Genomic DNA, 15,504 nt, shown 5'->3' on the forward strand with positions numbered 1-15,504 from the left:
CGGTCACCGAGCGGGCATGAAACAGGCGTACGAGAGACGTGCGCCGCAGGACGGAGGGCATCAGGAGTGGTCGACGACGCCGGCACCGGGGATCCGCCGGACGGACTGACCGCCGCGGAGATCGGCATGTGGCAGGCCTTCCGCAACGGCAGTGTGTACGACCTGAGATCGGGCGATCCGGCTGTCGACGATCCGCACGGCGGGCACCCCTGGGGTCCCGAGCGGAGTGTGCGGGCCCGCATCGTGTGCTGGCTGCTCCTCGACGGCCCGCCGGCGCTCGCGGGCCGCGTCTCCTCCCTGAAGCTGGCGGGCGTGCAGATCACCGATCCGCTCGACCTCGCGGGCGGCGCGGTCGTCCCGTATACCGAGATGAAGCACTGCCGCTTCGAGAAAGAGGTCCTCCTGCCCGAGGCCCGCTTCGCCACGCTGCGGCTCGTCGACTGCTCGATCCCGCGCGTCGAGGCGGCCCGGCTGCACACCGAGGGCGACCTGCACCTGCCGCGCTGCCGCATCCACAACGGCATCCGTCTCACCGACGCCCACATCGGCACCGACCTGCTCCTGAACCAGGCCGTGGTCTACCGCGACCGGCGCAGCCACTCCATCACCGGCGACGGCCTCACCGTCGGCCAGGACCTCCAGGCCGAGATGATGGAGTCGCACGGCGAGCTCAGCCTGCGCGGCGCGAAGATCGGCGTGTCGCTGAGCCTGCGCGGCAGCAGGCTGGTGAACCAGTACGGAAGGCACGCGCTCAACGCCCCGCAGATGACCGTCGAGCGCACCCTTTACCTGACCCCTGCCGCCGTCGGCAATCCCCCGCAGACCAGCGGCACCACCCCGGCCCGCGGCACCCGCGTGCAGCGCTTCGAGTGCGACGGCGGCATCCGCCTCGACGACGGCCGCTTCGGCGACGCCATCGACTTCGCGCACGCCCGCCTCACCCTCCAGAACGACCAGGAGATCTCGCTGCGCCGTGTCCAGACGCCCGAGCTGCGCTTCCTCGGCGAGGCGCCGCGGCGCGGCAGGGTCGTGCTGTCCGGCGCCCGGGTCGTCAACCTCATCGACCGGGCGTCGAGCTGGCCCGGCCCCGGCGGCCTGCAGATGGGTGGCTTCACGTACGAGAACCTCGTGCCGCAGGGCAGCTTCCCGCTCTCCCGGCGCCTCGACTGGGTGATGGCCGCGACCGCCGAGTACAACCCCGAGCCGTACGAGAAGCTCGCCACCGTCCTGCGCAACGGCGGCGAGGACGCCGACGCCCGCGAGGTGCTCCTCGCCAAGCAGCGGCGGCGCCGCGAGACCCTGCCGCTCGCGGCGAAGCTCTGGGGGTACGCGCAGGACTGGACCGTCGCCTACGGCTACCGGCCGGGGCGGGCCGCGGTCTGGATGGCCGTGCTGTGGGCGGTCAGCGCGGTGGCGTTCTCCCGCGCCGAGCACCCGGCGATCAAACCGGGCGAGCACCCGAACTGGAACCCCGCCCTGTTCGCCCTCGACCTGCTGCTGCCCGTCATCAACCTCGGGCAGGACACCTACTGGCAGCTGAACGGCGGCTGGCAGTGGTTCTCGACCGCGCTGATCCTGCTCGGCTGGGTCCTGGCGACCACGGTGGCGGCCGGGGCCACCCGGCTCCTGCGGCGCAACTAGGCCCCCCGGACACCTTCCCCGGCGTCCGGGGCCCGCGGTCTTCGGCCGAACCGTTACGCAACCTCGGGCAACCTTCACCCGCCGTGGGCCGTCATCCCTGCGACCGACGAACAACCACAACGGTGACCGGCGGGACCGCGCGAGCGGGCGCCGGTCGATGCGCAAAGGAGGGCACGGTGCTGCGTGCCTTCATCCGTACCGCCCGCATGGTCCGGCACACCCCGCGGCTCGCCGACGGCCTCCCGCCGGACGACGAGGTGCTCCTCGACGTGCCCGACGAGCGGCTCGCCCCCGCCCTGGTCGCCGCCGGACGCGGGGACTACGGCCCGGCCTCGAAGCTCCTCGCCACCACCCGCGAGGCCGCCGAGTGGGAGAACCGCGACCGCTACACCACGCGGCTCGCCGCCTTCGCCCGCTCCCGCCCCGAGTGGTTCGACGACTGGCTCGGCGCGTCCCCGCACGACCCGGACGCCCTGCTCGTGAAGGCCGAGCTGGCGGTGGTGCGCGGCTGGGAGTCGCCGGCCCGCGCCGAGCTCCTGCGCGAGTCGGGCCCGCTGCTCACCGCCGCCGCCGAGGCCGACCCGCGCGACCCGGTGCCGTGGCGGATCGCCCTCGACCACGCCCGCGGCACGCACGCCTCGCACACCGTGTTCGAGCAGCTGTGGGAGGAGGCGGTGCGCCGCTCCTCGTACCACTACGGCTGCCACGCCTCGGCCCTCCAGTACCTGTCGGCCGCCTGGTACGGCTCGCACCGCGAGTGCTTCGACTTCGCCGAGCGCGCGGCGAGCGACGCGCTGCCCGGGTCGTTGATACAGGTCCTCCCCGCGCGCGCAGCCTTCGCCTACCTGACGAGTCCCTCGGGGAACCTGCCGCGCGAGCGCCTGGACGCGGCGGCCGACCTCGCGATCGCCCTGTCGCGGGAGTACGCCGCAGGGGACCCGTGGCCCGCCGAGGTCCGCAACCTCCTCACCTACGTCCTGGTCCGCCTGGAGCGGTGGGACGACGCCCTGGAGCAGCTGCGCCTGATCGGCCCTCACGCGACGTCGTTCCCCTGGGACCGGATGGCGGACGATCCGCTCGGCCAGTTCCTGGAGCTGCGGGACGGCGTGCGCATCGAAGTGGCATCCCGGACTCCGCTGCGCGGTCCGCGGGGACGCGACCGCTCCGGCGACCATTAGGCTTGCCGGTCGTGACCACCCGGCTTCCGCTCTTTCCGCTCAACTCGGTGCTGTTCCCCGGCCTCGTGCTGCCGCTGAACGTCTTCGAGGAGCGATATCGCGCCATGATGCGCGAGCTGCTCAAGACCCCCGAGGAGGAGCAGCGCCAGTTCGCGGTCGTCGCGATCCGCGACGGCCAGGAGGTGGCGCCGAGCGCGCCGGGCCTCCCCGACCAGACGGCGCTGCCCGAGCACGGGCCCGCCGCGGGCTTCGGCGACGATCCGCTCAAGGCCTTCCACTCCATGGGCTGCGTGGCGGACGCCGCGACGATCAGGGAGCGCGACGACGGCGGCTTCGAGGTCCTCGCGACGGGCACGACGCGGGTGCGCATCACGTCGGTCGACGCGTCGGGGCCGTTCCTCACCGCCGAGGTAGAGGAGGTGCCCGAGGAGTCCGGCGAGGGCGCGGGCACGCTGGCCGAGGGTGTCCTGCGCGCCTTCCGCTCCTACCAGAAGCGGCTGGCCGGGGCCCGGGAGCGGTCGCTGTCGACGGGCGCCGAGCTGCCCGACGACCCGTCCGTCGTCTCGTACCTGGTCGCCGCCGCGGCCGTCCTGGACACCGGCACGAAGCAGCGGCTCCTGGAGGCGCAGGACACGGCGTCGCGGCTGCGGGACGAGCTGACCCTGCTGCGCTCCGAGACCGCGATCATCCGTCATCTGCCCTCGCTGCCCGCGACGGACCTGACGCGCGGGACGACGAGCCTCAACTGACGCGGGCCCCGACCGACCCATCGAAGGCACACAGCACTGTGGCGAAGAAGCAGAGGAAACAGACGGCACAGGCCGCAGCGACGCCCGCGACGGTCGCGCTGACCGCGGCCGGCACGTCCTTCACGGTCCACTCCTACGAGCACGACCCGTCCCATCCCTCGTACGGCGACGAGGCCGCGGAGGCGATGGGCGTGTCGCCCGACCGGGTCTTCAAGACGCTGGTCGCCGAGGTCGACGGCGCGCTCACCGTGGCGGTCGTCCCGGTGGCGGGCTCCCTCGACCTGAAGGCGCTGGCCGCTGCGGTCTCCGGCAAGAAGGCCGTGATGGCCGACCCGGCCGCCGCAGAGCGCACCACGGGCTACGTACGGGGCGGCATCTCCCCGCTCGGCCAGCGCAGGAAGCTGCGCACGGTCCTGGACGAGTCGGCGTCGGCGCACCCCACGATCTGCGTGTCGGCGGGCCGTCGCGGCCTGGAGGTGGAGCTGGCGCCGGGCGACCTGGCGGCGCTGACGGACGCGGTGCTCGCGCCGATCGGCCGGGCGTAGCGCCCCCCGTGGGGTCGACGTGAAAGCGCCCTCGACACCTGTCCCGGACGGGACTAGTACCGAGGGCATGTCGAAGAAGACGCGCATGCGGAAGTGGCGGGCCAAGAAGCGCAAGGCCAACCACGGCAAACGGCCCGCCTAGAACCCGTAGATCCCGTAGATCCCGCGGATCTCCCGGATCGCACAGATCCCGTACTCGGGGCTCACGGCCCCGGGTACGGCTCCGGGTCCCGTGGCCCGAACAGTCCCGTGAGGCCGAGGTGCACGGCCAGCGCGGCCACCGGCCAGGCGAGGACCGTGCCCATCGCCTTGAGTTCCAGCGGCGCGTCGAAGACGACGCCCTTGCCGACGGACTTGGCGTGCGCCACCACATCCGTCTCGGGGCCGAGGAAGATGCCGACCCGCCACGCGAGCAGCGCGCCGAGCAGGCTGCCGACCGCGAGCCCCGCGACGAGCGGAATCCCGCCGCGCCTGCGGAGCAGGAAGACGACGACGCCGCTGACCAGGCCGAAGCCGAGCGACAGCAGGGTGAACGTTCCGTCTGTCCCGATGGCCTGCTCGCCCTCGGTGTCCTTCAGGTACACCGCCTTGCCGTCCGAGACGAGCGGCACCCTTGGTGCGAGCCACATCCACAGCGCGCCGAGCAGGACGCCCGCCACGGCCACCGCGACCATGATCACCGCGGCCTGCACCACTTCGGCCCGCAGGCCGTCACCGTCCTGCTCGTGCCCGTGGGGAGCTGTCGCTCCCGCCGGGTACGCGGGGGTCTGCCAGGGGTCGTGCGGGGGTTGTTCGTCCGGCGGCGGTGAGGGAGTCAACGGTGCGGTCACCCCCACATCGTGCCAGCACAGCCTGTGCGGCGCGTCACCGGACGGCCGCCCGGCGGAACGCCCACGTGGCGACGGCGAGGGAGACCACGCCGACGCCCGCGCAGACCGCGAGGTCCAGGGCGACGACGGCCCAGTCCGGATCCGGCCCGAACGTGCGCGCGAAGGCCTCCACGCCGTACGTCGACGGCAGCAGGTCACGCGCGTACTGCAGCACCGTCGGCATGCGGTCGGCCGGGAGCACGCCGAGCAGCAGCGCCGCCGACATGCCCATCTGACCGAGCAGGGTGGCCAGTTCGGGGCGTGGAGCGAGCAGGCCGAGGGCCGCGCCGAGCCCCGCGAGGGCGGCACCGGCCAGCGGGATCACCGCGAGCAGCACCCACAGGTGGGTGAAGGGCAGTCCGAAGAGCCCGCACCCGACGATCGCCGTCACGAACGTGCCGGGCACCGTGAAAGAGGCGTACGCGGCCGCGGCCCCCAGGACCACGGCGGCGGGCGGCACGGGGAGCGTGGCGTAGTGGTCGAGACCGCCGTCGGAGCGGAGCTGGCCGAAGTACTGGGCGAGCAGGTTGAGGGCGACGAACGCGACGACGAGCACGGAGGACCCGGCGACGACGGCGCGCGCCTCACCGCCGCCGTCGACGACGCCACGCATCAGGATCATGATGCCGACGGACTGGAACGTCGCCACGAAGAGCAGCGGGATGCGGGCGACGCGGGCCCGTGAGAGCTGGGCGCGGTAGACGGCCGAGAGCGCCGGCAGGAGCCGCGCGGGCGGCCCGAGGGGCGCGGGCTCCGGAGCGGCCGCCTCGGCACGCCCGTCGGCCCGCACCACGGCTTCGAGGGGAACGGCACTCACCGGGCAACCCTTCTGTCGCTGTTCCTACGCACTGTGCTCGGTGTCACGCCTTCACCAGCCCCCGTCCGCTGCCGCCGAGGGCGAGGTAGACGTCCTCCAGGCTGGGCGTGGCCAGCGTGAAGTCGTCAAGGGCGGCGAACGCGGCGCCGCCGGTGACGGCGGCGACGGCGGCCCGCGCCTCGTCCGGGGCGAGCCGCAGGGACCAGCGGCGCCCCGACTCCACCGCGGAGGACCGCAGCGCGGCCACCTCGGGCACGTCGAGCGGCGCCCGCTCCCGCCACACCAGTTCCACCCTGACCTCGTCCGCGACCTTCTCCTTGAGTCCGGCGGGGCTGTCGCAGGCGATGACCTTGCCCTGGTCGAGCACGGCGACGCGGTCGAGGACGGTCTCGGCCTCGATGACGTTGTGGGTCACGAGGACCACCGTCGTGCCGCGCTCGGCCCTGCGCCAGTCGATGGCCGCCCAGACGGCGCGCCGCGCGACCGGGTCCATGCCGGTGGTGGGTTCGTCCAGGACGAGCAGCTGCCGCTCCCCCACCAGCGCGGTGGCGAAGCAGGCGAGCCTGCGCTGCCCGCCGGAAAGCTTCTTCAGCGGCCGCGAGGCCAGCGGTGTGAGACCCAGCTCATCGAGGACCGCGTCCCGCTCGGCCCGCGCCCGCGGCACGTCCAGCCCGCGCAGCCGCCCGGTCGTCTCGACGGCGAGCGAGACGGTCAGCTCGTCGAGGGCGGTGGACTCCTGGCCGAGGTACGCGAGGATCCGCGCGGCCCGCTCGGGGTGCCGCACGATGTCGTGGCCGAGGATCTCGACGCTGCCGCTGTCGGGCCGCATGAGGCCCGTCAGCTGGCGTACGAGGGTGGATTTGCCGGCGCCGTTGGGGCCGAGCAGACCGAAGATCTCGCCGCGGCCGACGGTGAGGCAGATGCCGTCGGTGGCGCGGACCTCGGGGGTCGCGGGCCTGCCGCGCCGGGCGCGGGCGGCGGGATAGGTCTTCACCAGGTCGCGCACCGCGCAGACGGCGTCGTTGCCGTGTTCCTGACGGAGTCCCTGTCGGACTGCCGGTGCCGGGCGCGTACTCACGAAGGACGAGCCTACGGGGTCGGCGGGCGCGGACTGCGTCCGGGGCGCCCCGTACGTCCGTGTCAATCCCCTGCGCGGTCTCCGGCGGGTGCGTGCTCGGCGGCCGTGCGCGCGTCGACCTCGCGCCAGAAACCGGCCCTGATCGCGTACCGGTCGTGCTCGTCGATCTGGTCGTCCTTGTGCGCGAGCAGGCCGAACCGTGCGGCGTAGCGGAGGAGCTCGCCGTCGACGCGGTGCGGGATGCGGGGGTACATCGTCGACAGCTTCTGCAGGTTGTGCTGTTCGGGGAGGCGCGCCATCCAGCGCCGCGCGAACACCTGTCCGACCTCGAAGGGGTCGCCGCCGACGGTGGTGATGTCCTCCTCGCGGTCGGCCCAGCGCTGCTCGGCCGTGGTCAGCTGGGCGAGGGTGGGCAGCGCGGCGGCCTCCGCGCCCTCGGTGGCGCCGCCGGGGCGCTCGACCCAGCCCTTGTCGGAGGACCAGCGCAGCGTCGCGTTGGCGGGGTGCTGCGCGGGCTGGGTGCCGGGGCCGCGCAGCGCGGCCAGGTCCTTGGGGGTGGGCACGCCCTTGCCGGGCGGCATGCGGTGCTCGTCGGGCTGCCTGCCGTTGGCGGCGGGTTCCGGGTGGTGGTCCTGGGGCTCTTCCTCGGTGGGCTGCGCGGCGGCGGCGAGGGCGGACTCCGGCAGGGGGGCGGAGAGGATCGCGGCGATCTCGGGGCGCGGCACGGGCGGGGGCGCGCAGATGCCGGTGAGCTCCTTGGGGCGGACGGCCTTGGTGATCCAGGCGCGGTCGAGGACGCGCCGCTCGTCGGCCTCGGCGACCAGGTCCTCGGACTGGTTGTAGTCGCCGTCGGCGGCCTGTACGGCCCACAGGTGGACGGCGACGCCGTGTTCCTTGGCGGCCATCATGCCGGGCAGCAGGTCGCCGTCGCCGGTGACGAGCACGACGTCGGAGCAGGCGCGGTTGCGGGCCAGCTCGGTCAGTTCGGCGTGCATGGCGGCGTCGACGCCCTTCTGCGCCCACCGGCCGTCGCTGCGCGTCAGGGCGCCCAGGCGGACGGTGACGCGCGGCATGACGCGCAGCCTGCGGTGTTCTGGCTGGGGGACGCGGTCGGGGGCGCCGTCGAACCAGTAGATGCGCAGGAGGGGGCGCTCGGTGTCGGCTTCCGCGCGCTCGCGCAGGCCCTGGATGAGGGCGGAGTGATCGACGGTGATCCGGGACCTGGACGGTTCGCCGGCGAGGAGACTCGCGGCGGCACCCAGCAGATAACCGGCGTCCACCAGGACGATGCAGCGATCCACGCGGTCCACCCTCTTTCCCTGGAGGTTCCCTGACGTGCCTGGAGGTTCCAGGACGGTGCTACGCGCCTGGAGGTCTCTGGACGTTCCCTCGTAGGCCCACGAAGACACCCTGTCCGGCCGACGAATCAGGGGTGCGGGTCCGCGTCGGGTTCCCTTCGAGTCTGCCCGACCCGGCGGAGGTTAACGGCCGGAACTCGATCTTCGGCGTGGCGCTTCCGCGGATCGCTCCCCGACTGGCCTTATTACGCACGGTAATTCTCCGAAATGCACACTTTGCCGCCATATGTGAATCTGGTCGCGTCCTGGCCCCCAGATCCCCCTCAGGAGGAAGATCACTATGGCCAAGAACAAGAACCGCAAGCAGGGCGGCGAGCAGAACCGCTCCTCGCAGGCCGAGCAGGCACAGGAGCAGGCCAAGTCGACCGCGACGGAGGCCCAGTCCCCGCTGCAGTCGCAGGCCCAGGGAAGCCCTGCCGATGTTGCCCGTAAGCACCAGCGACGCTTCGGTCACAACTGACCCGCACCCAGGCACACATGGCACGCGTGAGGGGCGCACCCGTTCCGGGTGTCGCCCCTCATGGCGTCCGTCGGCCGGTGAGCCGGTGCGGGATCAGCCGGCCAGGCAGGACGGGCCGAGCAGCACCTTCAGGTCGCCGAAGAGCGCCGGGTCCGGCTTCACGCGGTGCCGGTCGAGCCGCAGCACGGTGGTCTTCTGCGCTCCTTGCAGCTTGATCCGGACCTCGCTGTTGCCGCGGTGGTGGCTGAGGACCTCGCCGAGGCGGGTGATCATCGGCGGGCTCACCTTGACCGTCGGGATCGTGATGATCACGGGCGCGTTGGTGCCCGCGTTCGACAGGTCGGGGACCTGCATCTCCATCGCGACGAGCCGCGGCACGTCCTCGCGCTTGTCGAGGCGGCCCTTGACGAACACCACGGCGTCCTCGACGAGTTGCGTCGACACCAGCTGGTAGGTGGCCGGGAAGAACATGCACTCGATGGAGCCCGCGAGGTCCTCGACGGTGGCGATGGCCCAGGCGTTGCCCTGCTTGGTCATCTTGCGCTGCAGGCCCGAGATGATGCCGCCGATGGTCACGACCGACCCGTCGGAGAAGTCACCGCCGGTGAGCTGCCCGATGCCCGCGTCCGCCTTGTCGGAGAGCACGTGCTCCAGACCGAAGAGCGGGTGGTCGGAGACGTACAGGCCGAGCATCTCGCGCTCCTGGGCGAGCAGGTAGGTCTTCTCCCACTCGTCCTCGGAGAACTCCACGTCGAGGCCGAAGCCCGGCTCGTCGCCGCCGGACTCCTCGCCCATCCCCCCGAAGAGGTCGAACTGGCCCTCGGCCTCCTTGCGCTTGACCGCGACCACGTTGTCGATCATCGGCTCGTACTGCGCCGTGAGGCCCTTGCGGGTGTGCCCCATCGTGTCGAAGGCGCCCGCCTTGATCAGCGACTCCGTGGTGCGCTTGTTGCAGGCGGTGGCCTCGACCTTGTCCAGGTAGTCGGGGAAGGAGGTGAACTTCCCCTTCGCCTTGCGCGACCGGATGATCGACTCCACCACGTTCGAACCGACGTTCCTGACGGCCTCCAGACCGAACAGGATCGTGTCGTCGCCCTGGGCGGCGAAGTTGTGCACCGATTCGTTCACGTTCGGCGGGAGCACCTTGATGCCCATGCGGCGGCACTCGTTCAGATAGACGGCCGACTTGTCCTTGTCGTCCTTCACCGAGGTGAGCAGCGCGGCCATGTACTCGGCCGGGTAGTTCGCCTTCAGGTAGGCGGTCCAGTAGGTGACGAGGCCGTACGCGGAGGAGTGCGCCTTGTTGAACGCGTACCCGGCGAACGGGACCAGGACGTCCCACAGGGCCTGGATCGCCTCGTCCGAGTAGCCGTTCTTCCGGGCGCCCGCCTGGAAGAGGACGAAGTTCTTCTCCAGCTCCTCGGGCTTCTTCTTGCCCATCACGCGGCGCAGGATGTCGGCTTCGCCGAGCGAGTACCCGGCGACGATCTGCGCGGCCTTCTGCACCTGCTCCTGGTACACGATGAGGCCGTAGGTGAGGCCGAGCGTCTCCTTCAGGGGCTCTTCGAGCTCCGGGTGGATCGGCGTGATCTCCTGGCGGCCGTTCTTGCGCTCGGCGTAGTTGATGTGCGAGTTCATGCCCATCGGGCCCGGCCGGTACAGGGCCGAGACGGCGGAGATGTCCTCGAAGTTGTCGGGCTGCATCTGGCGAAGCAGCGAGCGCATCGGGCCGCCGTCGAACTGGAAGACGCCGAGCGTCTCACCGCGGCAGAGCAGCTCGAAGGTCTTCGGGTCGTCGAGCGGGAGGGAGAGCATCTCCAGGTCGATGCCCTTGCCCGCCCGGACCATCTTGACGGCGTCGTCCATGATGGTGAGGTTGCGCAGGCCCAGGAAGTCCATCTTGAGCAGGCCGAGCGACTCGCACTGGGGGTAGTCCCACTGCGTGATCGTCACGCCGTCGGTGTGCCGGGTCCAGAGCGGGGCGTGGTCGACGATCGGCTCGCTGGACATGATCACGCCGGCCGCGTGCACGCCCATCTGCCGGACCAGGCCCTCGACGCCCTTCGCGGTGTCGATGACCTTCTTGACGTCCGGCTCGTTCTCGTACATCCCCCGGATCTCGCCCGCTTCGCTGTAGCGCGGGTGCTTGGGGTCGGTGATGCCGGAGAGGTCGATGCCCTTGCCGAGGACGTCGGCGGGCATCGCCTTGGTGAGGCGGTCGCCCATCGCGTACGGATATCCGAGCACGCGCGCGGAGTCCTTGATCGCGTTCTTCGCCTTGATCTTGCCGTACGTGCCGATCATGGCGACCTTGTCGGCGCCGTATTTCTCCGTCACGTACCTGATCACCTCGACGCGCCTGCGCTCGTCGAAGTCGATGTCGACATCGGGCATGGAGACGCGCTCGGGGTTGAGGAACCGCTCGAAGATCAGTCCGTGCGTGATCGGGTCGAGGTCGGTGATGCCCATCGCGTACGCCACGATCGAGCCGGCCGCGGAGCCTCGGCCGGGGCCGACCGCGATGCCGTTGTTCTTGGCCCACATGATGAAGTCGGCGACGACCAGGAAGTACCCCGGGAACCCCATCTGGATGATGATGTCCATCTCGTACTCGGCCTGCTTCTGCCGGTCCTCGGGGACACCGCCCGGGTAGCGGCGCTCCATGCCGCGGCGGACCTCCTCCTGGAACCAGGTGACCTCGGTGAAGCCCTCCGGGATGTCGAACTTCGGCATCAGGTCGCGCTTCTCGAACATGCCCGTGGTGTCGATCTGCTCGGCCACCAGGAGCGTGTTGCGGCAGCCCTCCTGCCACGCGTCCGAGGAGTCGATGGCGTACATCTCGTCCGTGGACTTCAGGTAGTAGCCCGTCCCGTCGAAGCGGAAGCGGTCCGGGTCCGAGAGGTTCTTGCCGGTCTGGATGCAGAGCAGCGCGTCGTGCGCTACGGACTCGTGCGCGTACGTGTAGTGCGAGTCGTTCGTCACCAGGGGCGGGATGCCGAGCTTCTTGCCGACCCGCAGCAGGTCGTCGCGGACCCGGCGCTCGATGTCGATGCCGTGGTCCATCAGCTCCAGGAAGTACCGGTCCTTGCCGAAGATGTCCTGGTAGTCCGAGGCCGCCTGCACCGCCTCGTCGAACTGGCCGAGCCGCAGCCGCGTCTGCAGCTCGCCCGAGGGGCAGCCGGTGGAGGCGATCAGCCCCTCCGACCACTGGGAGATGGTCTCCTTGTCCATGCGGGGCCACTTCTGCAGCCAGCCCTCCGCGTAGGCGTCCGAGGAGAGCCGGAAGAGGTTGTGCAGGCCCGTCTTGTTCGCCGCCCAGATCGTTTTGTGCGTGTAACCACCCGAACCGGACACGTCGTCGCGCTTCTGGTGCGGCTGGCCCCACTGGATCTTCCGCTTGTTGCGGCGCGACTCCGGCGCCACGTACGCCTCGATGCCGATGATCGGCGTGACGCCCGCCTTCTGCGCCGAGTGGAAGAAGTCGTACGCACCGTGCAGGTTGCCGTGGTCGGACATGGCGATGTGCGTCATGCCCATCTCATTGGCCGCGTTGAACATGTCCTTGAGCCGCGCGGCACCGTCAAGCAGCGAGTACTGGGTGTGCACGTGCAGGTGCGTGAAGGGCGGCTTGGTCACGGTGGAAGGCCTCCGGCGAACGAGGGGTGACAGGCTGCGGGCAGTCTGGGGGGACAGCGTGGAAGTCTAATCCGGAGCGCCGACAGCCGACGGGCACTCGGGGGTACGGTCGAGCGTTGGAAGGGACGGAACACCTGTCCCGAGGGGCGGAAGATCCCCCTGTTCCCGTGGGCGGAATGTCCGCCCCCATGTCACGCACCACCCCCGTACCAGGAGGCACCCAGCGATGTCGGTCCCGCAGCCCACGGCTGAGCAGCGCGGCGAGGAGATCCTCACCGTCTTCGACACCGCGTTCGGCGAGCTGCTCGCCGCGGACCCCGCCGCGTTCCGGGTCAAGTTCCGGAAGATGGCCTCCTCCGCCTTCGCGTTCTACCGCGGCACGGCCTGTCTGTTCTACGGCGACCTGGAGCGCGAGCAGCACGGCGGGCCGTACCTCGACGACCGCACGGGCCGGGTGTGGATCCACGGCGACCTGCACGCCGAGAACTTCGGCACGTACATGGACGCGCAGGGCCGCCTGATCTTCAACGTGAACGACTTCGACGAGGCGTACGTGGGGCCCTTCACCTGGGACCTGAAGCGCTTCGCGGCCTCCGTGGCCCTCATCGGGTACTCGAAGGCGCTCGGCGACGACCAGATCACCGACCTCGTGCGGACGTACGCGGCGGCGTACCGCGAGCGGATCCACGACCTGGCGACGGGCGCCAAGAGCGACGAGGTGCCGCCCTTCACCCTGGACACCGCCCAGGGCCCGCTCCTGGACGCGCTGCGCGACGCCCGGTCCCTGACCCGCTTCGGGCTGCTCGACTCGATGACCGAGATCCGCGACTTCGAGCGCCGCTTCGCGGCCGGCGGCGGCTCCATCGAGCTCGACGCCGCCACGCGGTACAAGGTCCTCGCCGCGTTCGACGGCTATCTGGAGACGCTGCCGGAGTCCTCGCTGACCCGCCCCGACTCGTACCGCGTGAAGGACGTCGTGGGCCGTCGCGGCATCGGCATCGGCTCCGCGGGCCTCCCGTCGTACAACATCCTCCTGGAGGGCAACAGCGACGCCCTGGAGAACGACGTCGTGATCTACCTCAAGCAGGCGCAGACCCCCGCCGTCTCGCGTCACATCACGGACCCGGCGGTCCGTGGCTACTTCCAGCACGAGGGCCACCGCACGGTCATCTCGCAGCGCGCGCTCCAGGCCCACGCCGACCCGTGGCTCGGCTGGACCGAGCTGGACGGCGCAGGCCAGCTGGTCGCCGAGGTGTCGCCGTACGCCGTGGACCTGGACTGGTCGGACATCGACGAGATCGACGAGATCTCCGCGGTCGTCGCGGACCTCGGCCGGGCCACGGCCACGATGCACGCCGCGGCGGACGACGAGAGCGGCCACTCCGACCTGGTGCCGTTCTCCACGGAGCGCGCCATCGACGCCGCGATCGCCGCGGACGAGGACGGCTTCGCGGACCTGCTCGTCGACTTCGCGCACTCGTACGGCGCACGGGCGCGTGCCGACCACCAGATCTTCGTCGACCTGTTCCGCAACGGCCGGATCCCGGGGCTATAGCCACCGCTCACAGGAACACATGACACACTCCTCCGCGATGGACATATCCGGGATCCAGCTCAGAGTGGTGCGCGCGGCGCTCTTCACGGCACTCGTCGTGACGCTGTCCGCCGCGTCGCACGTGCTGCTGTCCCGCGTTCCCCTGCCGCTGACCACCGTCGCGGCGATCGCCGCCGCCGTCTTCGTCATCGCGTACGCGACGGCGGGGCGCGAGCGCGGGTACGGACGGATCGCGGCCCTCCTGATCCCCCTGGAGCTGGCCGCGGACACGGTGTTCACCGCGGGGCAGCACGTCTGTTACGGCGAGGCGGGCGGCCCCGTCGCGGGCCCGCTGCGCGCCGTCGGCTTCGACGTGCTGTGCGGCGGGGCGCCCGTGGGGACCCCGCTGGCCAGGATGACCGCCGAGGGGCACGGCGCCGCCGCGCTCCTCTCCGACGCGGACCCGGGCGCGGCCTGGCTGCTGCTCGGGGCGCACGTCGGGGTGGGGCTCCTCGCGGCGGCCTGGCTGCGGCGCGGCGAGCGGGCGCTGGCCCAGCTGCTGCGCGCGGTCGCCGCGGCGACGTTCCGGCCCCTGCTGATCGCGGTCGCCGCGGTCGCCACCTCCCGCCTGCCCGTCCGCCGCCTGCCGCGCCCCGCGCGCCGGGTGCGGGCGGCGCGCACACGGCTCCTCGTGCACTTCGTGGGACGGCGTGGACCGCCGTGCTCGGCCGTCTTCGCCTGAGCACAGCAACCCCCACGCAGTTCGTCCACACGGAGAAAAAGATCATGAGCAAGCGCAACAGCCAGGCCGCCAAGTCCGCAGCACGCGAGCGCATCCGCGCCCAGCAGGAGGCCGAGCGCAGGCGCGAGAAGCGCAAGCGGGGCGCCATCGTCGCCGGAGCGATCGTCGGCGTGCTCGCCATAGCCGGCGGCGTCGGCTACGCCGTCATGCAGTCCAACGCCCCCTCGAAGTGGGAGGAGGCCGCCGACGCCAAGGTGGTCGCCCCGGCCAACACCTCCGGCGAGGACGGCACCACGGTCACGATCGGCAAGTCCGACACGAAGAACACGGTCCACCTGTACGAGGACCCGCGCTGCCCCGGTTGCGCGGCCATGGAGCAGTCCATCGGCTCCGCGGTCGACAAGGGCATGAAGGACGGCGACTACAAGCTGTCCTTCACGATCGGCACGTTCCTCGACAACAACCTCTCGGGCGAGGGGTCGAAGAACGCCCTCAGCGCGCTCGGTGCCGCGCTGGACGTCAGCACCGACGCGTTCCTGGAGTACAAGACCGCGCTGTACTCGGCGAAGTACCACCCGTCGGAGTCCACCGACGACTTCGCGAAGGACGAGTACCTGATCAAGGTCGCGAACACCGTGGACGCCCTGAAGGGCAACAAGAAGTTCAAGAGTGCCGTCGAGAAGGGCAAGTTCGACCCCTGGGCCCTCAAGATGAGCGACGCCTTCCAGTCGGCCGAGGGCGTGGAGTCCACCCCGACCATCAAGATCAACGACAAGGTCGTCGAGACGCCGAAGACCCCCGACGCATGGAAGGCCACCCTGAAGAAGGCGGGCGTCACGAAGTAGCGGGTGGTCGACCCGCCGAAGCAGCGGGCAAGCAGCCCGCGCGGTAGCGGGC

Annotated in this window: 13 protein-coding genes; 8 read left to right on the plus strand and 5 right to left on the minus strand. The window is 71.3% G+C overall.

From position 1 onward, the window contains the following. Positions 1-126 precede the first annotated feature (126 nt). The 4 genes from DEJ47_RS09340 (at position 127) to ybaK (ending at position 4,113) form a co-directional block, all read left to right on the plus strand. Positions 127-1,641: an oxidoreductase gene (locus DEJ47_RS09340; RefSeq protein ID WP_223828683.1), complete on the plus strand. Its 1,515-nt coding sequence runs from the start codon at positions 127-129 to the stop codon at positions 1,639-1,641. 206 nt (positions 1,642-1,847) lie between these two features. Continuing rightward, complete coding sequence (locus DEJ47_RS09345; RefSeq protein WP_150175521.1) at positions 1,848-2,819, plus strand: hypothetical protein; 972 nt, start codon at positions 1,848-1,850, stop codon at positions 2,817-2,819. Between the two features lie 2 nt (positions 2,820-2,821). Then, positions 2,822-3,568 carry an LON peptidase substrate-binding domain-containing protein gene (locus tag DEJ47_RS09350; protein ID WP_150166763.1) on the plus strand — a complete coding sequence of 249 codons (747 nt, stop codon included), beginning with the start codon at positions 2,822-2,824 and terminating at the stop codon, positions 3,566-3,568. Between the two features lie 38 nt (positions 3,569-3,606). Then, positions 3,607-4,113, plus strand: coding sequence for a Cys-tRNA(Pro) deacylase (ybaK, locus tag DEJ47_RS09355; protein WP_150166765.1), 507 nt, complete (start codon positions 3,607-3,609; stop codon positions 4,111-4,113). 203 nt (positions 4,114-4,316) lie between these two features. On the opposite strand, the gene DEJ47_RS09360 is transcribed toward ybaK, so the two are convergent. The 4 genes from DEJ47_RS09360 to DEJ47_RS09375 all read right to left on the minus strand — a co-directional run bounded on the left by DEJ47_RS09360 (position 4,317) and on the right by DEJ47_RS09375 (position 8,178). Then, the gene (locus DEJ47_RS09360; protein WP_150166767.1) at positions 4,317-4,943 is read right to left on the minus strand and encodes a DUF2567 domain-containing protein; all 627 of its coding nucleotides are present in this window, start codon (positions 4,941-4,943) and stop codon (positions 4,317-4,319) included. Between the two features lie 34 nt (positions 4,944-4,977). Further along, positions 4,978-5,799, minus strand: a complete 822-nt coding sequence (locus tag DEJ47_RS09365) for an ABC transporter permease (protein ID WP_150166769.1) — start codon at positions 5,797-5,799, stop codon at positions 4,978-4,980. Between the two features lie 43 nt (positions 5,800-5,842). Continuing rightward, positions 5,843-6,877 carry an ABC transporter ATP-binding protein gene (locus DEJ47_RS09370; RefSeq protein ID WP_150166771.1) on the minus strand — a complete coding sequence of 345 codons (1,035 nt, stop codon included), beginning with the start codon at positions 6,875-6,877 and terminating at the stop codon, positions 5,843-5,845. Between the two features lie 62 nt (positions 6,878-6,939). Continuing rightward, positions 6,940-8,178 carry an NYN domain-containing protein gene (locus DEJ47_RS09375; protein WP_150166773.1) on the minus strand — a complete coding sequence of 413 codons (1,239 nt, stop codon included), beginning with the start codon at positions 8,176-8,178 and terminating at the stop codon, positions 6,940-6,942. 337 nt (positions 8,179-8,515) lie between these two features. On the opposite strand from DEJ47_RS09375, the gene DEJ47_RS09380 reads away from it, so the two are divergent. Continuing rightward, positions 8,516-8,695 (plus strand): hypothetical protein, encoded by a 180-nt coding sequence (locus tag DEJ47_RS09380; RefSeq protein WP_150166775.1) that lies wholly within the window; start codon positions 8,516-8,518, stop codon positions 8,693-8,695. A gap of 93 nt (positions 8,696-8,788) precedes the next feature. On the opposite strand, the gene dnaE is transcribed toward DEJ47_RS09380, so the two are convergent. Continuing rightward, entirely contained in the window at positions 8,789-12,331 is a 3,543-nt protein-coding gene (gene dnaE / locus DEJ47_RS09385) for a DNA polymerase III subunit alpha (RefSeq protein WP_150166777.1), read from the minus strand. Between the two features lie 226 nt (positions 12,332-12,557). Here dnaE and DEJ47_RS09390 point away from each other — a divergent pair, with 226 nt between their 5' ends. Genes DEJ47_RS09390 through DEJ47_RS09400 form a run of 3 tightly spaced genes read left to right on the plus strand, consistent with a single transcriptional unit; the run spans position 12,558 to position 15,452 of the window. Then, positions 12,558-13,886: a DUF2252 domain-containing protein gene (locus tag DEJ47_RS09390; RefSeq protein WP_150166779.1), complete on the plus strand. Its 1,329-nt coding sequence runs from the start codon at positions 12,558-12,560 to the stop codon at positions 13,884-13,886. A gap of 37 nt (positions 13,887-13,923) precedes the next feature. After that, positions 13,924-14,607 (plus strand): hypothetical protein, encoded by a 684-nt coding sequence (locus tag DEJ47_RS09395; RefSeq protein WP_150175522.1) that lies wholly within the window; start codon positions 13,924-13,926, stop codon positions 14,605-14,607. Between the two features lie 44 nt (positions 14,608-14,651). After that, positions 14,652-15,452 carry a DsbA family protein gene (locus DEJ47_RS09400; RefSeq protein WP_150166781.1) on the plus strand — a complete coding sequence of 267 codons (801 nt, stop codon included), beginning with the start codon at positions 14,652-14,654 and terminating at the stop codon, positions 15,450-15,452. The last annotated feature ends 52 nt before the right edge of the window (positions 15,453-15,504 follow it).

Origin of the sequence: Streptomyces venezuelae, from assembly GCF_008642355.1 — a bacterium.
Classification (GTDB): Bacteria; Actinomycetota; Actinomycetes; order Streptomycetales; family Streptomycetaceae; genus Streptomyces; species Streptomyces venezuelae_B.

Coding starts and splice junctions, on each gene's coding strand:
- DEJ47_RS09340 (WP_223828683.1), top strand. CDS start 127: ATGTGGCAGGCCTTCCGCAACGGCAGTGTGTACGACCTGAGATCGGGC.
- DEJ47_RS09345 (WP_150175521.1), top strand. CDS start 1,848: ATGGTCCGGCACACCCCGCGGCTCGCCGACGGCCTCCCGCCGGACGAC.
- DEJ47_RS09380 (WP_150166775.1), top strand. CDS start 8,516: ATGGCCAAGAACAAGAACCGCAAGCAGGGCGGCGAGCAGAACCGCTCC.
- DEJ47_RS09390 (WP_150166779.1), top strand. CDS start 12,558: ATGTCGGTCCCGCAGCCCACGGCTGAGCAGCGCGGCGAGGAGATCCTC.
- DEJ47_RS09395 (WP_150175522.1), top strand. CDS start 13,924: ATGGACATATCCGGGATCCAGCTCAGAGTGGTGCGCGCGGCGCTCTTC.
- DEJ47_RS09400 (WP_150166781.1), top strand. CDS start 14,652: ATGAGCAAGCGCAACAGCCAGGCCGCCAAGTCCGCAGCACGCGAGCGC.